The sequence below is a fragment of the Enterococcus sp. 125944 genome (assembly GCF_051909435.1).
GTDB classification, from domain to species: Bacteria; Bacillota; Bacilli; order Lactobacillales; family Enterococcaceae; genus Enterococcus_D; species Enterococcus_D gallinarum.
Map to the genome: position 1 here is coordinate 106003 of NZ_JBQASY010000008.1, position 21700 is coordinate 127702.

Genomic DNA, 21700 nt, shown 5'->3' on the forward strand with positions numbered 1-21700 from the left:
CCTGAAAATAAATAAGATTTCAAAGAAAACGCTCCAAAAAATCTCCGGCTATGAAATTCGTTATTTTTTTTGATAAAAAAACAATGCTTATTGTTTGCTCATTACTAAGAGTCATGATACTTTAAAATTACAACATTATAAAATAATGATAAAAATGAAAGCAGGGATAAAAGATGAAAAAGGCACTATCAATAGGGTTGTTGCTGTTTTCGACCGCATTGGTGACAGCGGCTTGCGGCAGTAATTCGGAAGACAAAAATACTGACGCATCGGGAAAACAGACAAGTGATGGGAAAATAACATTAGATTTTTGGTCTTTTTGGGGATCGGGGGCTCGCCAAGAAGTCATCGAAGAGATCATCGACGATTTTAATCAGTCACAAGATGAAATCGAAGTGAAATATAGTTACCAGCCTTGGGGAGATATTTGGACGAAGTCTCTCTCGGCAATCACTGCAGGAAATCCACCGGATGTTATTGTTCAAGACATCAATTCAGTCGCGCAGCGTGCAGAAGCACAGCAAGCAACGAACTTGAGCGAGTACGTTAAAGATGGCATGTCTGATGAATTTTATCCTCAATTATGGGATACGGTAGAATATGAAGGAGACCCTTATGCAATTCCTTTCAATACCGATACCCAAGTGATTTTTTATAACAAACAAATTTTCAAAGAAGCAGGGATCAGTGAAGATCAGTTACCCCAAACATGGGACGAACTTGAAACTGTTGCACACAAATTAGATGTCAAAAAAGGCGATGATTTTGAGCGTATCGGATTCTATCCTTTATGGAACCTTGGCGCGGATGTTTGGGCATTGAACGCTGATAACGGTGTTAGTTGGTTTGACAAAGATGAAAAGGTTTCGATTGACACAGAAAATAAAGTGGAGGCTCTGGATTGGATTCTTGATTGGCAAGATTATTATGGGCAAGATACGATCAATCGTTTAGAAGCTGAGTTTGGCTCCGGTGTAGCAGATCCATTTATTTCTGGTTTGGTGGCCATGCGGGCACAGAATATCAATTATTACTCTAGCTTGATGGAAAATGCGCCAGATGACTTTGATTTTGGCGTCATCCAGATTCCAGAAAAAGAAAAAGGTTCTGGTCACTGGTCATGGGGAGGCGGCTTTGTCTTAGAAGTTCCTCAAGGAGCCAAAAATCCCGAAGCGTCCTACAAGTTTATCGAGTATCTTTCAACCCCAGAAGTTCAAGAAAAATTTGGTGAAAAGAGCTTTGATATTATGGCTAACCGAACAGCAAATGAAAATCTTGTCAAAAATGATCATTTAGATGAAAAAGGTCAAATGATCTATCAAATGGCGGATGAGAATTTTGCTAATACAGTAATCACTCCGGTACCATTGGATGCACCAGATTTCAGCAGTTTAGTCAATGAACAAATTGATCAAATTCTGCTAGGGAATAAAAAACCAGCAGAAGGATTAGCAGATGCTCAAAAAGCAGTGGAAGATCTTGTAGAACAAAATAAATAATAGATTGAGATAGGGAGTTGCGGCTAGCCGCATTCCCTTTTCTATCGTTACTGTTCTCATTGCATCATTGCTATTTTGCTGAAAAAAGATGGCAGAAAACACTTTACTAAAGGAGGGGAATTATGAAAAAGAAACGATCGAGAAGCAAAAGACAAGATGCCCTCTGGGGATATTTGTTTGTAGCGCCGTTTTTGATTGGTTTCATGGTGTTCATGCTGGGCCCTATGTTATTCTCGTTTATCGGCAGCTTTACGGATTATAATCTAACGTCAAAAATGAATTTTATTGGTTTTGGAAACTTCAAACGAATGTTTACGCAAGATGCACTTTTTTGGAAATCACTTTATAATACAATTTATTTTGTACTCTTTAATGTCCCACTGACGACCTTGTTCAGTGTCTTTCTAGCTACATTATTGAATCAAAAGATTAGAGGAATCAGCTTTTTTCGGACGACTTTTTATTTGCCAGCGATTTTATCCGGTGTGGCAGTATATGTGTTATGGATGCAACTGCTGTCGCCTTCCGCTGGTTTGATTAATACTTTTTTAAGCTGGTTCAACATCAAAGGTCCGGCCTGGCTGTTTGATCCTGAATGGACCAAACCGGCATTGATCCTAATGAAAATTTGGAGCTCTGGGGGGGCGATGCTGCTGTACTTGGCGACATTGCAGAACATCCCCGGAACGCTTTATGAATCAGCAGAGATCGATGGTGCTGGTATGTGGGCTAAGTTTAAACATATTACGATTCCATTGATTACACCAATTATTTTTTATGATGTCATTACGTCGACAATCGGTTCTTTCCAAATCTTCCAAGAAGCCTATGTTATGACGAAAAACGGCACTGGTGGACCTGCCAATTCGCTCTTGTTCTATAATCTCCATATGTGGAACAAAGCGTTTGTAGCTTTTGATATGGGGTATGCAATGGCGATGTCGATGATTCTTTTCTTAATCGTATTAGTCTTAACATTTATCAATCTGAAATTAGCTCCTCGTTGGGTCCACTATGCAGGAGGACAAAACTGATGGCTTCAACAAAGTACACTATCTCAGGAGGGCTGACTGTATGCAGATGTACAAAATAAAGAGCAATTCTCAACAGCAGCGGATCAAAAAGTTAACGAGTTATTTAGTGATGACTGTGATTGGCATCGTTCTGATCATTCCGTTGCTGTGGATGGTATTCACCTCATTAAAGCCAATGGAAGAGATCGTCTGTTATCCACCAACGTTTTTTCCAGAAGAAATCAATTTCTCAAATTATCTTGATACGATCAATGCGTTTCCTTTTTGGCAATACACAAAGAACACCTTGTTTATCACGGTGTTAGTTGTGTTCGGCAACGTGCTTTCAAACTCATTTATCGCTTATGGATTTGCCAAGTTGGATTTTCCAGGGAAAAACCTGATTTTTTCTCTGGTCCTTTCAACAATGATGATTCCAGGATTTGTGACGATGATTCCACAATACGTGCTGTTTTCTAAAATCGGCTGGGTAGGGACGTATCTGCCGCTGATCATTCCCTCATTTTTTGGGAATGCCTTCAATATCTTTCTGATGCGGCAATTTTACTTGTCAATCAACAATGAACTGATTGAAGCGGCAAAAATGGATGGCGCCAATCATCTATATATCTGGAGCCATCTGATGATTCCTTTAACCAAACCTGCACTGATCACGATTGCCATCAATTCATTCAATGGTGCTTGGAATGACTTCTTAGGACCATTGCTGTATATTCAAAATCAAGAAAAATATACACTCCAAATCGGTTTGCAAGTTTTCCAAAATCAATCAACGACACAGTGGAACTATTTGATGGCGGGTGCAACACTGGTCTTATTACCAACGATCCTATTATTCTTTTTTGCACAACGCTACTTTATTGAGGGAATGGATCTGACGGGAGGAACCAAAGGATGAGAAAGATAGAGCCGCAGCGTTTATTCAATGGTCTGATTACTTGGATCAATTGGATGCCCAAATTGATTCTTCTACAATTTTTGTGGTTGGTTTGCTCAATGCCTTTTTTTACAGTGGCAACAGCGACAAGAAGTATGATTGCGGCGATTAAGCAGATCAAAGACACTCAAGAGAGGGCAGAACAAGAGAAAACGACGACGATTTTCTTTACGAAATTTTCTGAGCTGTGGCAACTGAATAAAAAGAAAGATATTGTATTCAGCTTTTATAGTCTTTTTCTTTTGATTGATCATTCCATTCTTAGTCGATTTCCACAACCGCTTTTTCAAGTCATGGCCACGATGCTGATCGTGATCTTCATGATCTGTAGCTTGATTTTTTTCTATCAGACGCTTTTAATGGGCGAAAAGAAGCAGCAAGTCAGCTTCTTTTATGCTTTTTATCAAGCCGGTCGCTCACCTAAACGAGTGTTGCTCCATCTTTTTTGGACGATTACGCTATTGTTGTTTTTTGGCTTCTTCGGTCCGGCGTACCTATTTTTGGTGGGAATGAGTGGTTGTTGTTTGATTCAGTTAATTATCTGTCCTGCTTCGATTACTTCAATCCAGATCTCTCATTAAAAAGAGTAGACATAAGTTGAGACAAAACGATACGATACCCTGCATGATGGGGACCGCCGTTTTGGGAACTTATGACTACTCTTTTTAACTGCATTGATTAGGAGTTAATCCATTAAATAAGCAATTGTAGCGGTACCGACCGCTTTGGCTGCAATCAAGATACAGTCTTCATTCATCATGAAATCAGGACTGTGGTGAGGATGATTGAGATGATCTTCTGTCATACAACCGATATAAAAGAAAAGACTAGGTCGTTCTTGTGCATAGTAGGCGAAGTCTTCAGAGGGATCTTGAGGACCGCAATCAAAGATCTCCTTCACTTCAGGTAAGTGAGCTTCTTTGAGGGAATCAATCACTTGTATTGTAAAAGCTGGATCATTATAAAGAACCGGATAATTGTCATCATATTCAAGACTGGTTTCGACCGCAAAAGTTTGTGCTAGACCATCTGCCATTCGCTGGATCTGTTGGTGAATCGTTTGACGAGTGGTTTCTTTCATCACACGAACATCTCCCTTTAGGGTCACAGTCTCTTTGATTGCATTAAAGGAACCACTCCCGTCAAAAGAACCAATCGTTAGACTTGCTGTGTCAAAAGGATCGATCCGACGAGAAACGATCGTCTGTAGTTGAGTAACGAAATAACTGCCAGCTACGATGGCATCATTTGCTAGTTGCGGCATGGAAGCATGACCACCTTTGCCACGAATGGTCAAAGTGAAATTTGCCCGTCCAGTTTGGGTTTCGCCAGAGTGGTAGCCAATCTTGCCTGTTTCCATTGAAGACATCACATGGACGCCAAGTACATGATCAATATCTGTTAAACAACCGTCGGCAATCATGCCTTTGGCACCGCCAGGAGATACTTCTTCAGCTGGTTGGTGGATGATGCGGATGCTTCCTTTTAACTGGTCTTTTAAGGTAATCAAATTCTTAGCCAAAACCATTAAATAGGCTGTATGCCCATCATGACCACAAGCATGCATCACACCAGGAACCTGAGATCGAAAAGGCAGCTGATTGTCTTCTTCTACAGCCAGAGCATCAAAGTCGGCCCGTAAAGCCAGCCGTTTTCCAGGTTGCTCACCGATGATATCAACGATCAGGCCATAGCCGTCGCCACATTCTGTGATTTGGCAGTCTAGTTTTTCATAGTAGGCTTTGATATAAGCGGCGGTTGCTTTTTCCTGAAATGGAAGCTCTGGGTGTTGATGCAAGTGCCGCCGAATCGCAATCATTTCCCCTTCGTCTTTTTCCAATTGCTGCATAAGTGTTGTTGTGATATTCATCTGAATCCCTCCTATTTCTACTTTTATCATACACGAAGCAACCATTTTTCTGCACGCGATAACCTAACCTGTTTTCTTGCGTAACAAGTAGGGATTGACAAAATCGCTGTTTCTCTCTATTCTTAAAAAGAGATTTAGTAAACAGTAAACAACGGGGTGGCAGAATGGCAAGTATGAGGGATATTGCAAAATTGGCAGGGGTTTCCGTCGCAAGTGTGTCGCGAATCTTAAACAATGATGAAACATTTAGTATCAACGAAAATACCCGCAAACGGGTGATCGAGATTGCCAACCAGCTGAATTATTCTAAAGACAAGAGCTTGTCGAGTTCGCGAGAAGCTGGCGATAAAAATACGATAGCAATCATTACACGGCATAACAGTGAATCGGAGCGTAATGATCCTTATTTTATGATGATTCGTAATGGAATAGAGAAAGAGGCAGCCAAATGGCGTTTAAAAACGGTTCGTGTCTTCTCGATGCGAGACCAAGACAAAGATCTGATTCAACTGGCAAAGTATGGTGCTGTCATCATCATTGGGGAAATGACGCAAGAGGCATTGCAAGAAATCAGCCGGTACAATCAACATATTATTTTGGTAGATAATTATAGTGAAAACGACGCCTATGATTGCATACAAACTGATTTTGCTCGAAAGACCCATCAAATTTTGGATATCTTAAAAGCAAAAGGACATGAGAACATAGCATTTATTGGTGGTGTTTCCAGTCGGGTAACGATCACAGGAGAAGTCGTTTATGATGAACAAGAAATTCGTGCAGAGAATTACAAAAATTGGATGCTGATGAACAAGCTGGAAGAATACAGTCATGTTTTTCAAGGAAAATGGTCTCCAGAGACTGGATTAGCTTTTGGCAGAAAAATCGCCGAGATGACCCCACGGCCGACAGCCATCATCGTTGCTAGTGATCCCATGGCAGTGGGGGTCTATAAAGCATTAAATGAATACGGGCTGAAGATCCCAGAAGATATATCAGTGGTTAGTTTTGATGATATTCAAATGGCCCAGTTTATGACACCAGCGCTTTCTTCAGTCAAAATGAAAGCGGAAGAAATGGGTCAAATGAGTGTAGAGCTGGCGAAAAATAAATTATTGGGCGTTCGAACAATGCCAGTCCGAGTGATTTGTAAAAGTGAATTGATATTAAGAGAATCGATTGCCGATAAAAAAGATCATGAGAAATGATCTTTTTTTATTTTAGAGTCGTGTAAACATTAACTAAACAATTATACTGATTGTAGTAAACGTTTACAGACAAATTAAAGGAGATTAGTTATGAAATTTATTGATAAATTAGCAGAGAAGATGGTTCCTTTTGCCCAAATCATTGCCAATAATAAGTATTTATTGAGTCTGCGTGATGGCTTTATGGTTGCTTTTCCCGCGACAATGTTTGCTTCAATCATGATCATTATTCAAAATTTACCCGCTACCTTTGGCTTATCTGAGAAACTGCCCGCAGGACTGATGACCTTTTTGAATGATTTCTTTGGTCCCATCGGGAACGCAACCATGAGTATCACAGCGATTTTTGTTGTTTTCGGGATCGGCTATCAATTGGCAGGAAAATATGGCCAGCCAAAACTTTTTGCCGGAGCAATCTCATTGTCCTCTTTCTTAATGCTTTTGCCCTACGGTTCTTCCGATGACCTGGGAACAGTGATTCCCCTTTCAAAATTAGGTGCGGAAGGGATGTTCGTTGGGATCATCACAGCGATTATCGCTACACAAATTTATTGCAAGATCAGTGCTTCTGGGTTAACGATCAAAATGCCTGAATCGGTTCCGCCGATGATCGCTGAGTCTTTCCTTGCTATCATTCCAGGTGCTGCGCCATTGTTTTTATTTAATTTGATCCGTTACTTGTTTACATTCACGTCATGGGGCAATGCGGTCGACTTTGTCTACGAAATCTTACAGAAACCATTAATGGGCTTGGGAGGCACGTTGCCTGCAGTCTTGATTGCCGTTTTATTCACCCAATTCTTCTGGTGGTTTGGGATCCATGGCACACTGGTTGTTAACGCCGTGATTGATCCGATCATGAATGCATTGGCGATTGAAAACTACGAAGCCTATAAAGCAGGTGCAGAACAACTGCCTCATATCATCAATACAACCTTCATGGGCGTTTTTGTAAACCAAGGAATGCAATTAGGGATCTCGATTACGATGGCATTTTTTATTGCTCGTTCGATTCGGATGAAGAAGCTGATGAAGACAGTCATTGCACCATCTGTTTTCAATGTGTCAGAGCCAATGACATTTGGGTTGCCGATCGTATTGAACCCGATTGCTTTTGTTCCGTGGATTTTGGCCCCGCTTGCTAGTACGACGATTTCTTATTTTGCAATCGCTGCTGGTCTTGTGCCTCGCCCAATCGGAGCAACGGTAGTCTGGACGACACCGGTCTTCTTATCTGGCTGGCTGGGAACTGGCTCTGTAGCAGGTGCCATTCTACAATTGGTAACTGTTGCTGTGATGACATTGATTTGGGTGCCATTCCTAATCGTGATGGACCGTGGCTATTTGAAAGAAGAAAAAGAAGAGCTAGCCAAAGAAGCGCTTGCACAAACTGGCCCTGCCATCGACGAAAGAATCAAAGAAAGCTAAGCTTAGTATTCCGTTCTGTCAGCATGGCAACTGAAAAAATGGAGGATCGAAGATGCGAACAGATACATTGACCTATACTTATCAGATGCGTACAACGCCGGAACGATTCTATCAAGTGATGATCGCGCAACAAGCGGCATTCTTTCGCTCAAAAGGAGCAGAAGAACCTTTCGGTGAGAACAGTCAAATTGATTTGATGATTCGTACAAAATCAGCGGCCACGCTGGTGCCAGCGGTGATGAAAGTCAAAAAAATCGCGCAAGATGAGATTGCTTTGATAACAGCCTATGAACAAGGAAAAATCTGTCAAAGGTATCGCTTTGTTCCTAGTGGAGCAGAAAAGATTGAGGTTACGTATTCGGAACAGAATTCTTTTGATCGTTCCCGCAATACGTATAGTTTCATGCTGGCAGCATTATTCTATAAGTTCTTTTTTAACAAAGGGGTCAAAAAACGCATGCAGTATTTGGAAACTGCATGCCAGAAATATAATGAAATAGACGAGAATAAAGTTGAAATTAGAGGAAAAAAATGATTGAGATAATAACCGATACGATTTTTCATTTATACAATGAAAAGATTAGTTATGTGATGCATATTTTACCAAATCGACAATTAGGTCATCTGTACTTTGGTCCATCTTTGGGGCATTTGAGTGCCAATGACATGGACTATTTAACCAAAAAAGAAAATAAATCTGCCGGCACGGTCAAATTTTTTGAAAATGATGGCCTGTTTACGTTAGCAGATCGCTTTCAAGAGTTGCCAACCTATGGTTCTTCTGACTTTCGAGAAGGAGCCGTTACTATTTTTGCAGAAGACGTGCCTTTGTATGTGGATTTTAAAGTCGCAGAAGTCGAAACTTTCGCAGGAAAGGAACGAGAGCTGGCCAAACCGGCGAGTTTTGCCGAAAAAACAGAAAGCCAAAGCCTGCGAATAATGTTGATCGATGAGCAGCAGCAATTGAAAATGGAAATCACCTACACTATTTTTGCTGGTTTAGGCACGATTGCGCGCAATCAGCGGATCACCAATCTTGGCGCTGAGAAAAAACAACTTTCTTCGTTGATGAGCGGGGTACTGGAATTAAGAAATCAGCAATTTGAATTTGTTCACCTTTCTGGTGCTTGGCTAAAGGAACGCCAAATCAAAGCCACACCATTGACGCAAGGAACCTTTCGAGTGGGGTCTTTAAAAGGGGCCTCTGGGCATCAGCACAATCCCTTCGTGGCACTGAAGGCTGCCAATGCCACCAATGATCAGGGACGTGTCTATGGAGCAAATCTGATTTATTCAGGGAATTTTCTCGCGCAAGTCGAGATGGATGAGTGGGACAATGTCCGCTTGATGCTGGGGATTCATCCCGAACAGTTTTCTTGGACATTGCAGCAAGATGCAGTCTTTGAAGCCCCAGAATGTATATTGACATTTACCGATGAAGGGTTGAATGGGTTAGGGCAAGAGTCTGCTGCGTTTATTGAAAAGCACGTGATTGCCCCTTATTGGCAAAAACGGCCGCGGCCGATTGTCTTCAATAATTGGGAAGCAACTTATTTTGATTTTGACCAAGAGAAATTAGTAGCATTAGCAGCAGAAAGTCAGGCATTAGGAATGGAATGCTTCGTCTTAGATGATGGCTGGTTTGGTAAAAGAGACAACGATCGCAGTTCTTTAGGGGATTGGGTGCCAGATCCAGCGAAATTTCCTAATGGCATCGGTCATTTTGCAAAACAAATCCACGATCTAGGGTTGCAGTTAGGCGTTTGGTTTGAACCGGAAATGGTCTCTCCTGACAGCCAGTTTTATCAAAAACATCCCGATTGGGTGGTCCGACATCCTTATGAACGCATCTCTGTGGGGCGCGGCCAGTATGTCTTAGATTTTGCCAATCCGGCAGTCGTGGAGGCAATCTTTGCTGCGATCAAAAAAGTCATCGTCGAAACGGATCTTGATTATATCAAGTGGGACATGAATCGGAATATCACAGAAGCTTATTCACCTTATTTAGCAGATGAAGGGATTCCCCAAACAGAATTCTTTCATCGCTATATTTTAGGGGTCTATGCCCTTTATCAGAAAATATTAACAGAATTTCCGGAGATTTTGATCGAAGGCTGTGCTGGCGGCGGCGGTCGTTATGATTTAGGGATCTTGTTTTACAGTCCTCAGATTTGGCCGAGTGACGACAGCGATGCCGTGGAACGACTACAAATTCAAACCGGCACATTACTTGGCTATCCGATGTCTTCATTCAGCAATCATGTCTCCGCTTGTCCCAATCATCAAGTGGGGCGCAATACGTCACTGGCATTTCGGCAATCGGTGGCTATGTTTGGCCCATTAGGCTACGAGCTGGATCTTTTCAGTTTATCAGCAGCTGAAAAACAAGCAATCAAAGAACAAATCATTTTCTATAAAGCTCATCGACAACTTCTGACTTATGGCGCCTTCTATCGGATGACCGATTTGAGCCAAAAAAATGAAGTTGTATGGGGAGTCTCTCATCAAGAGGAAGCACTGATTGCCTATTTTCGGATTCTTGCTGAAGCAAATCCTGCAGCGGAAGCTTTTATACCGGTACCGTTCATTGATCCGGATCGAAGCTATCTGTTGGAGAATGAGCAGTTGTCTGGCAAGGTTCTGAAGCAAATTGGACTGCGCAAACCGTACTTATTCAATGCTGTCAATCACCAAACGGCGCAAGTAACAGGAGATTTCCAGTCATTTGTTTATCAAATCAAAGCAATCAAAAAGGAGTAAAAAGATGACGAATTATTTCTTTGATCAGCGGTTCCTGCATGGTGGGGACTATAATCCCGATCAGTGGCTTGATTATCCGGAAATCCTAAAGAAGGATTTGGCGTATATGCAAAAAGCCCACGTCAATACGGTCACACTTGGGGTGTTTGCTTGGAGCGCTTTGGAGCCAACAGAAGGGGTCTATCAGTTTGACTGGCTTGATGAACAGTTTGATGCGATCCATGCTATCGGGGGCAATGTCATTTTGGCTACCCCCAGCGGTGGTCGTCCCCAGTGGTTGAGTCAGAAATATCCGGAAGTCAATCGCACCAATGCGTATGGACAAAAACATACCCATGGCTTTCGCCATAATCATTGCTATTCTTCACCAATTTATCGCGAAAAAGTGCGGCAGATCAACACAAAATTAGCTGAACGCTATGGCGACCATCCGGCACTAGCCATGTGGCACATTTCCAATGAGTATTCGGGGGAATGTTTTTGCGAATACTGCCAAGAAAATTGGCGTGACTGGTTAAAGAAAAAGTACAAAAACCTAGAAGCATTGAATCATGCGTGGTGGATGAGTTTCTGGGGCGATCGCTATTCCGATTGGGAACAAGTCTTGCCACCATCACCTTTAGGAGAACATAAAGTTCATGGGATGGATCTGGATTGGAAACGATTCGTCACTGATCAGACCATTGATTTTTATTTGAATGAGATTGTCCCTATTCGGGAACGAACCCCTGATATCCCGGTAACGACGAATTTTATGGCGGAAGGTCATGCCACACAGGATTTCATTCCTCTGGAAGGAATCGACTATGGCAAGTTTTCTCAGTATGTGGATGTGGTTAGTTGGGATAGTTATCCCGATTGGAACAATCGCTTTGAAGCAATCGCTAAAACCGCTATGAAGTCTGCCTATGTCCATGATCAGTATTGGTCTTTGAAGAAACAACCCTTTTTAGTTATGGAATGTACCCCAAGTTATGTCAATTGGCACCAATACAACAAATCGAAGCGCCCCGGGGTCCATATTTTAAGTAGTATGCAGCAGTTAGCTCATGGGTCAGATAGTACCTTGTATTTCCAGTGGCGCCAATCTCGTGGCAATTCGGAGAAATTTCATGGCGCCGTTGTCAGTCATGATGATTCCACAAACAATCGAGTGTTTAAAGAAGTTGCTGAATATGGCGCTCGTCTCGAAAAAATCAGTGAAATCAAAGGAACCACTCGCAAGAAAGAAGTGGCGATTCTCTTTGACTGGGAAAGCAATTGGGCGTTGAAGCGCGGGGGAGGATTCGGCCGTCCTACGAGACGTTATCCCCAAACGTTGCAAGAGCATTATCAGGTTTTCTGGGAACAAGACATTCCGGTTGATATTCTGACTTCTGAGCAGGATTTTTCTGATTATCAATTAGTCATTGCGCCAATGCTATATATGATGACAGAAAAAACGATGCTAAAATTAACGAGCTATGTTGAAAAGGGTGGAATACTAGTATCCAGCTATTTCACAGGAATGGTCAATGAAACAGATTTGCTTTATATTGGCGGATTGCCTCAACCATTAAAGGCGCTCTTTGGCATTGAGGTATTAGAGCTTGAAACACTTTTAGAAGACGAACACAATCAGATTGATTTTCAAGATCAGCGATTTGTCACCAAAGACTATTCAGCAATCATTGACGTGTTGGATGCAGAAGTTTTAAGCCATTATCAGACAGATTTCTATCAAGGCACGTCTGCGGTTACGAAGAAGCCATTCGGTGCAGGGGCTTCGTATTATTTGGCTGCTCGAACGAACAGTGATTTCTTAGCTGCTTTTTATCAAAAGTTGATTGAAAAGTTGGGATTGAGAAGAACAGCGATTGCCGAAGCACTTCCTGAGGTGTCGATTCAAACGCGAGTTGGGACGCAACGAGACTATTCATTTATTATGAATTTTTCAGAGGAAGAACAGCATCTAGTATTGAAGCAGCCAGTAACCGATCTGGAAACCAATGAACATCTAGTGGGAGCAATCACGTTGGCACCCTATGAAGTCAGGATCGTATATCACCCCTCTGAAGTACACTAAGAAAAAGGACCATTCGTTACGCCAATCAGCGCAACGAATGGTCCTTCATAAATTTAGGCAATGCTTCACTGATCTGTGTGGGCAAGACAACATAATTCTCGGCAGCTAAATGTTCGCCAATCAAACTGTGGAGATAAACCGCTGCGTGGATCGTTTCTTCGGTTCGATCAAATTGTGCCAAAAAACTGGTAATGATCCCGGCTAAGGTATCCCCGGTGCCGCCAGTGGCCATAGCTGGCGTTCCTAATGGGTTTTCGACGATTTCTGTGCCATAAATCTGGGTGCGATGGCTTTTTAAGACCACGATACTGGCTAATTTTTTTTGGAAGGCTGCGTTTTTCTCCGGTGTTTGCTCACTGATCTCAATGCCGCTTAATCGTTGCCACTCCATTTGATGAGGGGTAAATACGACTTGACTGGGGTAAGGAAAAGTCAATGGGTATTTCGCAGCTAAATTGATCGCTGACCCATCAACAACTAGCCATTGATGGCTTTTTTGTGCAGCGACGACTGTTTGCAATAGATTGAAACTGGTTTTGCCTTCCCCCATGCCTGGGCCAATCAATAGGACATCCGCAGATTCAGTGACCGTGCTGATAAGCTCAGTCTGGTCCCAAGAGACGAACATCGCTTCTGGCAGTCGCGCATGTAGCGCCGTACGATTGACAGGATCGGAGATCACCGTGGTTAGTCCAGTTCCGCCATAAACACTGGCTTGTGCCGCCATCAAGATTGCGCCTCCGTACTGCTGGTTACCGCCAATCACTACGGCACGGCCAAAGTTCCCTTTGTGACTTTCGACGGGGCGTTTGCGAATCACTGCTGCTAAAATAGTTTGCTCCAGTTGCTTCATACAATGACTCCTTTTCTGCTTCTTTCACTGGGCTCATTTTCTAGAATAAACCTATTGCTTTTATTATACTCGTTTTATGAAAGATATCGTCTGAAAATACACAATTTTTTTTCCTTTTTTCAGCTAAGAGTGTTATCATAAAAGGCGAGAAAAGAATTGGAGGGAATCGTATGACAATCGATTGGAAAAAAGAAGTCGAAGCGCGTAAAGACGATTTGCTAAATGACTTGATTGATCTTTTGAAAGTAAAAAGTGAACGAGAAGATGACAAGGTAACGGCAGATGCTCCGTTTGGACCTGGACCTCGTGATGCCTTGCTGCACATGTTGGCTTATGGGGAACGTGATGGTTTCGCTGTGAAAAATGTCGATAACTATGCTGGACATATCGAATTTGGTGAAGGAGACGAAACATTAGGGATCTTCGGCCACATGGATGTTGTCCCTGCTGGTGACGGTTGGGCGACAGATCCCTACGATCCTGTGATCAAAGACAATAAAATTTATGCTCGCGGATCTTCCGATGATAAAGGTCCTTCAATGGCTGCTTATTACGGAATGAAGATCATTAAAGAGTTAGGGTTGCCATTATCTAAAAAAATCCGCTTTGTCGTAGGATCTGATGAAGAAAGCGGCTGGGGTGATATGGATTATTATTTCGAGCATGAAGAAAAACCTGATTTTGGTTTCTCTCCCGATGCTGAATTCCCAATCATCAATGGCGAAAAAGGGAATGTAACATTAGGGCTTCATTTCCAAGGAAATAACGAAGGTGCTTATCAACTGCAACAATTCACTGCTGGTTTGCGGGAAAACATGGTACCAGGAACTGCGGTTGCAAAATTGACTGCCCCATCTACAGAAGCTGCATTAGAAATGGAAAAAGCTTTTTTTGATTATGTCGAAGGTCAACCAGTGACTGGCACCATCGAAACAGAAAATGAAGAAGTTACCATTGAACTAGTCGGTAAAGGCGCCCATGGTGCAAGTCCTCAGTCTGGGATCAATGCGGGAACTTTCTTGGCAGTCTTTTTAGACAACTTTGCCTTTGGCGGCGGCGCAAGACAATTTATCCATACGGCGGCAGCTTATGTCCATGAAGATTTTTATGGTGAAAAATTAGGCGTGGCGCATGAAGATGAAAAAATGGGTAAACTAACCATGAATGCTGGTTTGTTTGCTTTTAAAGCTAATCAATCAGGTGTTCAAGCAGACAACTTTATTGCCTTGAATTTCCGCTACCCTCAAGGGGTAACTGCAGAAGGTCTGGAAATCGGCATTGAAAAAACCGTTGGCATGGAAGGCGCAACAGTGACTCGGAACGAGCGCAACATGGAGCCTCACTATGTGCCAATTGATGATCCATTGGTGAAAACATTGCTTGAAGTTTATGAAGAACATACTGGTCAAAAAGGCTATGAACAAATCATTGGCGGTGGCACTTATGGCCGTTTATTAAAACGTGGTGTCGCATATGGGGCAATGTTCCCAGGCTACACAGATACGATGCACCAAGCAAACGAATTTATGAGCTTGGATGATCTATTCAACGCGGCAGTGATTTATGCAGATGCCATCTACCGTTTGGCACGTTAGATCAATAATTTAATCGTTTTTCCTCTTTTTCATTCATCGATAAAAGTTGATAATTCAATAAAGTTGATTTTGAAAAGATGATTGAAAAAGTTGAATATAGAAATAGCGGTGTGATTTTGGTGTGATATTTTTCGAAATATCACCAAAAATCACACCGCTATTTTTAGTATCCATAATTACTACTATTCAGCTGTTTTGATACTATATTGATAACTTCGGTAGCAGTCTCATTTTGAATATGTGTATAGTACTCGGTCATAGTTTTATTTTTATGACCTAAATAAGCTGCAGCGTGTTCTTTAGGAACACCAGCTATTGCGGCTTGAGTTGCGAAAAAGTGTCTCAACATGTGCGGAGAAATTTTTATATTACAGCTTTTTGAAACTTTATCAAATAATCGGTTTAATTGACTAGGAACAAATGGATTGCAAGTTGTAGGATTGAGCAAGAGAAAATCATCTTGGTGTAAAATTTGTCCGTAATCTTTTTTTATTTCTTTCGCTTCATGAATGATACATTCAACTGCTTCTGTACCTTTTTTGTCTAAAACAATGTATCTGTGGCTACTTGATGTTTTAAGCCCACCTTTACCGTATTTTTGCGTTCGCTGTGTGCGACTATCCGCAATGTGTAGCGTTGCTAATTCTGGATGGTCACTGTATCGGATCGAAGATAATCGAAGACCACACACTTCACCTCGACGTAGGCCAAACACACAAAGATAAACCATGGAAAACTCGTATTTTGTCAATATTTTCTCTGCCATTTCCATCCATTGTTGATACTCTTGGAGAGATATACGTTTATTTTTCTCAGGAAGAGTGCCACTACCAATAATTACACGTTGTAATCTATTACGTTCGAGAACACCATTGTAAACAGCATCATTCAGTAAGGCCATGAACATAACATGGATTGATTGAACAGATCGTCGTCTCAATTTTTCAAGTTTTTGATTGATAAAAATTTCGTAACTATCTCGTTTTATTTTGTTTAATGGCATATTACCGAATGTAGGTTCAATATGATTTTTAAAAAGGGAATCGTTACTGTATCTTGATTCAACGGACCAGACATGAGTTCTAGTTTTGCGATTTGCATATTCTTTATAGTATTCTGTAACAGTTAATTTTTGAGATCGAATATAATCTATTTCTGATTTATCAATACTCTCTTCAATTTCTCTTAATCTGGCTTTAGCATGTGCAACAGTTTTAAAGCCAGATTCATCAATAATATCTTCTTTACCAGCTATACGTATTTTTTTTCGTATACGGTAACGAGTGCCAGCTTTTATCTCATAAATAAGAATGTTTGGGTATTTTGTTTTTTTATATTTAGCCATTTTATTCTCCTTTTGCTCCCGGACAGAATGCTCTAGAGAATTTTCGACCATCACCTCCTTTAAATTATAAATATCTTTCCATTTCAAGTGGAAGACCATAGTAATTAAGGATATCTCGTTTTGTTGGATCATAGAGTTCGGTTTGATGCAAACCATTAATCAATAAATGAGTTGCACCACAATTAGCTTGTGCTTCTATTTTTGAAGTAGATGAGAAGCTATCCGCAGACATATGTGCAGTATTCTCATTTTGATGAAAAATAGCATGGAACAATTCGTGAGCACAGACAAAAAGAGATTTAGAATAAGATAGTTCGGCATTCAAATGTATGAACTTACTGCGATGATTTTTGGTATAAAATCCATATACTTCCTCACCAAAATAGCCATAGAGAATAAAAATCCCTCTTTTTTTTGCTATTTTAAAAGGATCGTTTGTCCCATGCTGTAGTTTTAATTTATTGATTGCAGCAGGCACATCGGATAAAAGCATACGAAAATCCTCCCCTAATTGTTACTTTACTTATCACGATATTTTTTAGGAGTATACTTTTTCTTCGCGAGTGCCTTCCCTATTCGCAAAGATTCTTCAATGGAAGAAAGAATTGCAGCTCGAGCTTCGGGAGAGAGTTCTTCAGTATCTTTTGAGAAAGCAATTGCATCGGAATTTTTCATATCTTCGATAATCAGTTCTAATTCTTTTTGGATATCTCTTTCATCTTTTTCAGTGAGATCGTAGTAACGGCGCTTCTCAGTTCTTCCCAATAAGTAATCAGTACTAACGTCAAAAAAATCTGCAACTTTTTGAATTTTGTCTATACCAGGATTTTTTTTATTCCAATTTCTGATACTACCTTGACTTAAATCTAATCTTCGTTCCAACTCCGCTCGAGACATTTTTTTTTCGGCAATTAACCTATCAACGCGTTCTAAAAGCATTTACATCAAGCCTTTCAGCCCACAAATAAATAAAATGGTCTATTTTCCATTATAGTGTTGACAAATGCAATATAGTCCACTATACTATATTTTGTAAGCGAGATATTTACGACACACAAAACCTGTGAGCAATAACTAAATAGTCTCCCCGGATATCAGTAAAGCTCACATTTTGTGTGCTGCATTTTGTATGCTTACATTATGAACTATATTCCATTTATTGTCAACTGAATGGAAAATAAAAATGTAATTAATTCTATTTTGGAGGTGATGGACATGACATTAAAGCAACAAGTAAAAATTGCGCTTATTCAAAAGAAATGGAGCCAACGAGAATTGGCTCGTCAAATGGGTATCTCAATGGCTTATCTTCAAGACATCTTGGCAGAAAACCGAACACCTACTAAACGATTGAAACAAATCGAGGAATTACTAGATATTGATTTAGGAGTGGTTGACCATGAACCTGTTTGCAACTGACTTCGTTAATTCATTCAAAGAAATGTTGAAGTCTGTACTGACGAAAGCTATTCATGAAATTTTAGATGAAATTAACGACGAAGAAAAATTTCTTCTAAATAGAAAAGAGATTTCAGCTGCTATCGGTTGCGACCCAGATACTTTTGACAAATCGTTTCGTTACCTTGATGGATTTCCTTATCACATAAAAGGAAACACTGAATGTTGGAATAAAAAAGAAGTATTTGAATATTTACACAAGCATAAATTAATTAGATGAGACTCCCGGACAGAGTGTTATCGATAAAGAAGTATTGAAGGGCGTTATTCATTTTGAATCATGATCTTTTAATCATTAAGTTAATCGAGGAGAAGGTAAATGAGTTGCATTCTTTATTACATGATAAGAAAAGCGTATTAAGTGATAGACAGCTTGAAATTGCTAGAAGAGAGCTTAATCAGTATCAAGAGCTACTTTATCAAAACCGATTGAATCAGCAAATGGAAATGAGGTGAGGAGAATGAAAAAAATGGAACTCGAAGTAAATGCCGTAGTAGAAACATTTGAGCAAGCCAAAGAACTCCTAGCCGACCTAGAAGTTCTATGTGAAAAATATGATATTACCTTTGGCATCAATAAGAATAACTACTTGGTTACTTTAGCAGGTTTATCAACAGACGAAACTGTATCAAAAACAGTCTTGTAATAGCGTTTAACATGTTCAATGTCGATTTGTGAGTGGCTTGCTTTGACATCAATACGTCTATTTAAGTGTTCAATATACGCTTTGGTCAGTTCCAGAGAAATCTCCTTATCAGTCATACTCATATTTTTCACCTCCCTATAAGATATTTCAGTCTGTCACCCTGATAAGGAAATTATACGACAAAATAGTTATGAATTTTGGAAATAGTTATTTTCTAAAACCTCATATCCATCGGGCAAAACACTTATGAAGAGGCAATAAAATCTACCATTCGGCAAATAACCAACTTCACTATCGATAAGTTTTTTTGCAGTTAAGAACAATAAAGCGTTCTCAATTTATTCGCGAGAATAGGAAGTTAAATATGGATGCTGGAAGAAAGTGTCAGCTTTTGGATGATCTCTAGGAGCAAAAGATTCAGCAACCGCAAGAACATCATAAGCAATTACAGGAATTTGTTTCATAGAATCACCTCCCCATTAATTATAATAAGTTAATTTGGGGACGTAAATATTAAAAACTAATAGATGGAGGATAGTAAATGTTAAAAGAAAAATTAGATTTTATCAAAACGGTATTCCCGAATGTTGAAAAGATAATCCCGTTTGCGACAGAAGATAACTTAGAAAAGTTATTTGAACAAGCGCAACAAAAAGTAGACTACGAGTTGACGGAGGCGCAGTTTGAATGAAAATAATATCGTGTTTATTCGGAATAGGAACGATTATTGTTTTGCTTCAAACGAGAAGAGAGTTTATCAGACAAATAAAAAGGACACCAAGATCTAGGTATCCAAAAAATCATCAATGAGTAATTCTCGTTCTTTTATTTGATTATCAATAATGGTTTTCAATTGATAATAAGAACGGGTATCAATGGGATTGAGAGCAGATAGACGGGTTTTCTTATTGAATAAAAAAATACAGTATTCAAAATGATTTACTGAATGGATTAGTCCAGCGATATGTTTATCGTTTTCAAACCAGTAGCTGTCGAATGGAAAAATGGGAAGATTATTTGTTTTTTCTTTAAAAGCAATTTCGAGAATTCTATTTGGATGTTGTGATAAATCATTCCAATTATAGGATCGATGTAAAGAGTTATTTACTAGTTTATCAATGAGTTGTTTAGTTTTTGGTTGTGGATTCAAGAGATTTTCCCTTCTTTCAAAAGTTTTGCTTCTAGTTTCCTTAATAGTTCTTGGAATTGGAGAACGGAATTAAGATCATTTTTATTTAGTTGGATGTTTTCTAATTTCTTAATAGTTCTTTTGGTGGAAAAAGTAAAAAAAGTGTAATTGTATTTTAGTTTTGCTAAGTAATCATGGAGTTGAAGTTTTATTGCTTGTTCATTATAGATATCTGAATTAAGTAAATTAATAAATCCAGCGGCTTCTCCAGACCATTGTTCGTAATCTTTTCTAAATTCGATTCTTTCGATGGTTCTATTTACTTCTTTTTTCAAAAATAAAGCCAATAAAAAAGTAGCAATTCCAATGAAAGGATCAATTAGATTGACTAGGTTATAGACAATTTGAAATGAATTGTGAAAGGAATCTAGCATAACCTCAATACCTCCAAATAAATTTGTATGGATTATTTTGTCACTATTATAGCAAAAAAGACCGCCTAAGCGATCATTTTTTGTCGGTGCGGCCCACGAGGTAGTCGATAGAAACACCTAGGATATTTGCTATAGAAATTAGTTGATCAATGCTAGGCTCATACTTTCCAGATTCCCATATTCGTATTGTCCGTGGTGATACCCCTAATAATTCAGCGAGGGCTTTTTGTTGAATATTTTTAGATATTCTTAATTCTTTGATTCTTAAATTAGCCATGTTTAAATATTCCTCCTGTTGACAGGAAAGAAACTTACCTCTATAATAAAACTCGAAGAGGAAAGAAACTTACCTCTTTAATAAAGAAAGTGGGATGTGATTTGTTATTAGAAAGCTATCGTAAACAAAAAAAGCTAACTCAATCTGAGGTAGCAGAAAGACTTGGTGTAACAGCTAGATATTATCGTGGGATTGAATTAGGAACTTCTTTCCCAAGACAAAAAGTGCTAAACGCACTAGAAGACTTGTTCGAGCGACCTCAGCGTGTACTTTTGGCGAAGAACGCTGAGGAAGTTCCGAACTACATGAAAAACTATTTGTAAATAGTATACCACGGAGGAATAGACATGGAAATGAAAACGTTAGAAGAGTACAAAAAAGAAAATGAACGATTAAGACTTGAAATCCAATTATTAAAACGTCCGATGGAAAAGGTAACTCAGAATACGCTGTTTAAAGACATTGCTTTGGATGATGCTGATATTTTACGTATTAATCAAACACACGACACAACAAAGAAACTCGAATCATGGGAAGGATTACCTTTTTCAAGAATCTATACGCTTCATCCAAGAGCACATGGATTAGTGAAAAATGAATCTCCACATTATAACGTTTCAACGACTAATTTACATGATGCATTACGAAAACTCGCTTTAGGAGTTACAGGAGCGACAAAAAATACAGATTTAGATGTAACAGAGTACAGGCTTGTTAGAGAAACTTATCAAGCGTTGAAAGATTTATTCTTACAAAAGTATGATGAGAGATTAAAGCAGTTAGATAGAGAAAAATCAATGGAGGAGTAACCATGAAAAAAATCTACTGGGTCCGGCGGACCGCATTTATCTTAACGATTTTTGCGTTAGGCGCACTAATCACAGGACAAGTACCAATGTGGGTTAGAATCGGCTATCCAACAGCTGTCATGTGGTTGATGATGATTTATGATGAGGCATTATTTGAACTGAGAGAACAAAAAGAGCCTACACCGTTTTCCGCCAGTGTAAGCTCAAAAAAATGAAAAAGGTAAAAAAATTATAGCACAGCTAGGAGGAAAAAATCAAAATGGCTGAAAATATTAATGTTCCTTTGAGCGGGATCAGCGATGGAGAATATTCACGAATTTTTGAATAGTGAATTAGATGAATTGCTTAAAGA

Annotated in this window: 26 protein-coding genes; 17 read left to right on the forward strand and 9 right to left on the reverse strand. The window is 39.8% G+C overall.

Annotation, left to right across the window (positions count from 1 at the left end; all coding sequences use genetic code 11):
- Positions 1 to 173 precede the first annotated feature (173 nt).
- The 4 genes from ACTFWY_RS08990 (at position 174) to ACTFWY_RS09005 (ending at position 4051) form a co-directional block, all read left to right on the forward strand.
- A complete protein-coding gene (locus ACTFWY_RS08990; RefSeq protein ID WP_060813992.1) occupies positions 174 to 1499 on the forward strand; it encodes an ABC transporter substrate-binding protein in 1326 nt (441 codons plus the stop codon).
- A 122-nt stretch (positions 1500 to 1621) separates the two neighbouring features.
- Complete coding sequence (locus ACTFWY_RS08995; protein WP_003125918.1) at positions 1622 to 2533, forward strand: carbohydrate ABC transporter permease; 912 nt, start codon at positions 1622 to 1624, stop codon at positions 2531 to 2533.
- Positions 2534 to 2573: 40 nt separating this feature from the next.
- The gene (locus ACTFWY_RS09000) at positions 2574 to 3431 is read left to right on the forward strand and encodes a carbohydrate ABC transporter permease (protein ID WP_311828299.1); all 858 of its coding nucleotides are present in this window, start codon (positions 2574 to 2576) and stop codon (positions 3429 to 3431) included.
- Entirely contained in the window at positions 3428 to 4051 is a 624-nt protein-coding gene (locus ACTFWY_RS09005) for a DUF624 domain-containing protein (RefSeq protein ID WP_081131503.1), read from the forward strand. Before ACTFWY_RS09000 ends, ACTFWY_RS09005 begins: the two co-directional genes overlap by 4 nt.
- Positions 4052 to 4155: 104 nt before the next feature.
- Here ACTFWY_RS09005 and ACTFWY_RS09010 read toward each other — a convergent pair whose 3' ends face one another.
- The gene (locus ACTFWY_RS09010) at positions 4156 to 5340 is read right to left on the reverse strand and encodes an amidohydrolase (protein WP_311828300.1); all 1185 of its coding nucleotides are present in this window, start codon (positions 5338 to 5340) and stop codon (positions 4156 to 4158) included.
- 164 nt (positions 5341 to 5504) lie between these two features.
- Here ACTFWY_RS09010 and ACTFWY_RS09015 point away from each other — a divergent pair, with 164 nt between their 5' ends.
- The 5 genes from ACTFWY_RS09015 (at position 5505) to ACTFWY_RS09035 (ending at position 12801) form a co-directional block, all read left to right on the forward strand.
- A complete protein-coding gene (locus ACTFWY_RS09015) occupies positions 5505 to 6548 on the forward strand; it encodes a LacI family DNA-binding transcriptional regulator (protein WP_311828301.1) in 1044 nt (347 codons plus the stop codon).
- Positions 6549 to 6638: 90 nt separating this feature from the next.
- Positions 6639 to 7976 carry a PTS sugar transporter subunit IIC gene (locus tag ACTFWY_RS09020; RefSeq protein WP_003125924.1) on the forward strand — a complete coding sequence of 446 codons (1338 nt, stop codon included), beginning with the start codon at positions 6639 to 6641 and terminating at the stop codon, positions 7974 to 7976.
- A 52-nt stretch (positions 7977 to 8028) separates the two neighbouring features.
- The gene (locus tag ACTFWY_RS09025) at positions 8029 to 8511 is read left to right on the forward strand and encodes a hypothetical protein (RefSeq protein ID WP_137264333.1); all 483 of its coding nucleotides are present in this window, start codon (positions 8029 to 8031) and stop codon (positions 8509 to 8511) included.
- Positions 8508 to 10736, forward strand: a complete 2229-nt coding sequence (locus tag ACTFWY_RS09030; protein WP_439926822.1) for an alpha-galactosidase — start codon at positions 8508 to 8510, stop codon at positions 10734 to 10736. The genes ACTFWY_RS09025 and ACTFWY_RS09030 overlap by 4 nt, the downstream gene beginning before the upstream one ends.
- A 4-nt stretch (positions 10737 to 10740) precedes the next feature.
- A complete protein-coding gene (locus tag ACTFWY_RS09035) occupies positions 10741 to 12801 on the forward strand; it encodes a beta-galactosidase (protein WP_311828303.1) in 2061 nt (686 codons plus the stop codon).
- Between the two features lie 25 nt (positions 12802 to 12826).
- On the opposite strand, the gene ACTFWY_RS09040 is transcribed toward ACTFWY_RS09035, so the two are convergent.
- Positions 12827 to 13654, reverse strand: coding sequence for an NAD(P)H-hydrate dehydratase (locus ACTFWY_RS09040; protein WP_311828304.1), 828 nt, complete (start codon positions 13652 to 13654; stop codon positions 12827 to 12829).
- Positions 13655 to 13824: 170 nt separating this feature from the next.
- Between ACTFWY_RS09040 and pepV the strand changes: the two genes are divergently transcribed.
- Positions 13825 to 15249 (forward strand): dipeptidase PepV, encoded by a 1425-nt coding sequence (gene pepV / locus ACTFWY_RS09045; protein ID WP_113849430.1) that lies wholly within the window; start codon positions 13825 to 13827, stop codon positions 15247 to 15249.
- A 163-nt stretch (positions 15250 to 15412) separates the two neighbouring features.
- On the opposite strand, the gene ACTFWY_RS09050 is transcribed toward pepV, so the two are convergent.
- From ACTFWY_RS09050 to ACTFWY_RS09060, 3 genes are all read right to left on the reverse strand, one after another.
- Positions 15413 to 16594 carry a tyrosine-type recombinase/integrase gene (locus tag ACTFWY_RS09050; RefSeq protein ID WP_113850292.1) on the reverse strand — a complete coding sequence of 394 codons (1182 nt, stop codon included), beginning with the start codon at positions 16592 to 16594 and terminating at the stop codon, positions 15413 to 15415.
- Between the two features lie 64 nt (positions 16595 to 16658).
- On the reverse strand, positions 16659 to 17087 hold the full coding sequence (locus ACTFWY_RS09055; RefSeq protein WP_171918066.1) for an ImmA/IrrE family metallo-endopeptidase: 429 nt from the start codon (positions 17085 to 17087) through the stop codon (positions 16659 to 16661).
- Positions 17088 to 17113: 26 nt separating this feature from the next.
- The gene (locus tag ACTFWY_RS09060) at positions 17114 to 17533 is read right to left on the reverse strand and encodes a helix-turn-helix domain-containing protein (RefSeq protein ID WP_171918065.1); all 420 of its coding nucleotides are present in this window, start codon (positions 17531 to 17533) and stop codon (positions 17114 to 17116) included.
- 276 nt (positions 17534 to 17809) lie between these two features.
- Between ACTFWY_RS09060 and ACTFWY_RS09065 the strand changes: the two genes are divergently transcribed.
- The 3 genes from ACTFWY_RS09065 to ACTFWY_RS09075 all read left to right on the forward strand — a co-directional run bounded on the left by ACTFWY_RS09065 (position 17810) and on the right by ACTFWY_RS09075 (position 18699).
- Positions 17810 to 18013, forward strand: a complete 204-nt coding sequence (locus ACTFWY_RS09065; RefSeq protein ID WP_171918064.1) for a helix-turn-helix domain-containing protein — start codon at positions 17810 to 17812, stop codon at positions 18011 to 18013.
- Positions 17994 to 18272 (forward strand): hypothetical protein, encoded by a 279-nt coding sequence (locus tag ACTFWY_RS09070; protein ID WP_113849434.1) that lies wholly within the window; start codon positions 17994 to 17996, stop codon positions 18270 to 18272. The genes ACTFWY_RS09065 and ACTFWY_RS09070 overlap by 20 nt, the downstream gene beginning before the upstream one ends.
- 250 nt (positions 18273 to 18522) lie before the next feature.
- Positions 18523 to 18699: a hypothetical protein gene (locus ACTFWY_RS09075; protein WP_154731711.1), complete on the forward strand. Its 177-nt coding sequence runs from the start codon at positions 18523 to 18525 to the stop codon at positions 18697 to 18699.
- A gap of 338 nt (positions 18700 to 19037) precedes the next feature.
- Here the strand turns inward: ACTFWY_RS09075 and ACTFWY_RS09080 are convergent, their stop codons facing one another.
- Positions 19038 to 19163, reverse strand: coding sequence for a hypothetical protein (locus ACTFWY_RS09080; RefSeq protein ID WP_301540573.1), 126 nt, complete (start codon positions 19161 to 19163; stop codon positions 19038 to 19040).
- A gap of 77 nt (positions 19164 to 19240) precedes the next feature.
- On the opposite strand from ACTFWY_RS09080, the gene ACTFWY_RS09085 reads away from it, so the two are divergent.
- Positions 19241 to 19390: a hypothetical protein gene (locus ACTFWY_RS09085; protein ID WP_171918063.1), complete on the forward strand. Its 150-nt coding sequence runs from the start codon at positions 19241 to 19243 to the stop codon at positions 19388 to 19390.
- A gap of 93 nt (positions 19391 to 19483) precedes the next feature.
- Here the strand turns inward: ACTFWY_RS09085 and ACTFWY_RS09090 are convergent, their stop codons facing one another.
- The 3 genes from ACTFWY_RS09090 to ACTFWY_RS09100 all read right to left on the reverse strand — a co-directional run bounded on the left by ACTFWY_RS09090 (position 19484) and on the right by ACTFWY_RS09100 (position 20539).
- Entirely contained in the window at positions 19484 to 19849 is a 366-nt protein-coding gene (locus ACTFWY_RS09090) for a hypothetical protein (protein WP_154731713.1), read from the reverse strand.
- A complete protein-coding gene (locus ACTFWY_RS09095; protein ID WP_154731714.1) occupies positions 19846 to 20262 on the reverse strand; it encodes a hypothetical protein in 417 nt (138 codons plus the stop codon). Before ACTFWY_RS09095 ends, ACTFWY_RS09090 begins: the two co-directional genes overlap by 4 nt.
- A gap of 73 nt (positions 20263 to 20335) precedes the next feature.
- On the reverse strand, positions 20336 to 20539 hold the full coding sequence (locus ACTFWY_RS09100; RefSeq protein WP_171918062.1) for a helix-turn-helix domain-containing protein: 204 nt from the start codon (positions 20537 to 20539) through the stop codon (positions 20336 to 20338).
- A 101-nt stretch (positions 20540 to 20640) separates the two neighbouring features.
- Between ACTFWY_RS09100 and ACTFWY_RS09105 the strand changes: the two genes are divergently transcribed.
- The 3 genes from ACTFWY_RS09105 to ACTFWY_RS09115 are packed head-to-tail and all read left to right on the forward strand — an operon-like array spanning position 20641 to position 21563.
- The gene (locus ACTFWY_RS09105) at positions 20641 to 20862 is read left to right on the forward strand and encodes a helix-turn-helix domain-containing protein (protein ID WP_171918061.1); all 222 of its coding nucleotides are present in this window, start codon (positions 20641 to 20643) and stop codon (positions 20860 to 20862) included.
- 24 nt (positions 20863 to 20886) lie between these two features.
- On the forward strand, positions 20887 to 21348 hold the full coding sequence (locus ACTFWY_RS09110; RefSeq protein ID WP_171918060.1) for a hypothetical protein: 462 nt from the start codon (positions 20887 to 20889) through the stop codon (positions 21346 to 21348).
- A 2-nt stretch (positions 21349 to 21350) separates the two neighbouring features.
- Positions 21351 to 21563 carry a hypothetical protein gene (locus tag ACTFWY_RS09115; protein ID WP_171918059.1) on the forward strand — a complete coding sequence of 71 codons (213 nt, stop codon included), beginning with the start codon at positions 21351 to 21353 and terminating at the stop codon, positions 21561 to 21563.
- Positions 21564 to 21700: the final 137 nt, after the last annotated feature.

What these genes read in the sequence shown, in the direction of transcription:
- ACTFWY_RS09025 (WP_137264333.1), top strand. Translation starts at nt 8,029, where the DNA reads ATGCGAACAGATACATTGACCTATACTTATCAGATGCGTACAACGCCG.
- ACTFWY_RS09015 (WP_311828301.1), top strand. Translation starts at nt 5,505, where the DNA reads ATGGCAAGTATGAGGGATATTGCAAAATTGGCAGGGGTTTCCGTCGCA.
- ACTFWY_RS09055 (WP_171918066.1), bottom strand. Translation starts at nt 17,087, where the DNA reads ATGCTTTTATCCGATGTGCCTGCTGCAATCAATAAATTAAAACTACAG.
- ACTFWY_RS09085 (WP_171918063.1), top strand. Translation starts at nt 19,241, where the DNA reads ATGTTAAAAGAAAAATTAGATTTTATCAAAACGGTATTCCCGAATGTT.
- ACTFWY_RS09080 (WP_301540573.1), bottom strand. Translation starts at nt 19,163, where the DNA reads ATGAAACAAATTCCTGTAATTGCTTATGATGTTCTTGCGGTTGCTGAA.
- ACTFWY_RS09070 (WP_113849434.1), top strand. Translation starts at nt 17,994, where the DNA reads ATGAACCTGTTTGCAACTGACTTCGTTAATTCATTCAAAGAAATGTTG.
- ACTFWY_RS09110 (WP_171918060.1), top strand. Translation starts at nt 20,887, where the DNA reads ATGGAAATGAAAACGTTAGAAGAGTACAAAAAAGAAAATGAACGATTA.
- ACTFWY_RS09000 (WP_311828299.1), top strand. Translation starts at nt 2,574, where the DNA reads ATGCAGATGTACAAAATAAAGAGCAATTCTCAACAGCAGCGGATCAAA.
- pepV (WP_113849430.1), top strand. Translation starts at nt 13,825, where the DNA reads ATGACAATCGATTGGAAAAAAGAAGTCGAAGCGCGTAAAGACGATTTG.
- ACTFWY_RS09050 (WP_113850292.1), bottom strand. Translation starts at nt 16,594, where the DNA reads ATGGCTAAATATAAAAAAACAAAATACCCAAACATTCTTATTTATGAG.
- ACTFWY_RS09100 (WP_171918062.1), bottom strand. Translation starts at nt 20,539, where the DNA reads ATGGCTAATTTAAGAATCAAAGAATTAAGAATATCTAAAAATATTCAA.
- ACTFWY_RS09005 (WP_081131503.1), top strand. Translation starts at nt 3,428, where the DNA reads ATGAGAAAGATAGAGCCGCAGCGTTTATTCAATGGTCTGATTACTTGG.
- ACTFWY_RS09075 (WP_154731711.1), top strand. Translation starts at nt 18,523, where the DNA reads ATGGAACTCGAAGTAAATGCCGTAGTAGAAACATTTGAGCAAGCCAAA.
- ACTFWY_RS09040 (WP_311828304.1), bottom strand. Translation starts at nt 13,654, where the DNA reads ATGAAGCAACTGGAGCAAACTATTTTAGCAGCAGTGATTCGCAAACGC.
- ACTFWY_RS09060 (WP_171918065.1), bottom strand. Translation starts at nt 17,533, where the DNA reads ATGCTTTTAGAACGCGTTGATAGGTTAATTGCCGAAAAAAAAATGTCT.
- ACTFWY_RS09115 (WP_171918059.1), top strand. Translation starts at nt 21,351, where the DNA reads ATGAAAAAAATCTACTGGGTCCGGCGGACCGCATTTATCTTAACGATT.
- ACTFWY_RS09065 (WP_171918064.1), top strand. Translation starts at nt 17,810, where the DNA reads ATGACATTAAAGCAACAAGTAAAAATTGCGCTTATTCAAAAGAAATGG.
- ACTFWY_RS09030 (WP_439926822.1), top strand. Translation starts at nt 8,508, where the DNA reads ATGATTGAGATAATAACCGATACGATTTTTCATTTATACAATGAAAAG.
- ACTFWY_RS09020 (WP_003125924.1), top strand. Translation starts at nt 6,639, where the DNA reads ATGAAATTTATTGATAAATTAGCAGAGAAGATGGTTCCTTTTGCCCAA.
- ACTFWY_RS09035 (WP_311828303.1), top strand. Translation starts at nt 10,741, where the DNA reads ATGACGAATTATTTCTTTGATCAGCGGTTCCTGCATGGTGGGGACTAT.
- ACTFWY_RS08990 (WP_060813992.1), top strand. Translation starts at nt 174, where the DNA reads ATGAAAAAGGCACTATCAATAGGGTTGTTGCTGTTTTCGACCGCATTG.
- ACTFWY_RS09010 (WP_311828300.1), bottom strand. Translation starts at nt 5,340, where the DNA reads ATGAATATCACAACAACACTTATGCAGCAATTGGAAAAAGACGAAGGG.
- ACTFWY_RS08995 (WP_003125918.1), top strand. Translation starts at nt 1,622, where the DNA reads ATGAAAAAGAAACGATCGAGAAGCAAAAGACAAGATGCCCTCTGGGGA.
- ACTFWY_RS09095 (WP_154731714.1), bottom strand. Translation starts at nt 20,262, where the DNA reads ATGCTAGATTCCTTTCACAATTCATTTCAAATTGTCTATAACCTAGTC.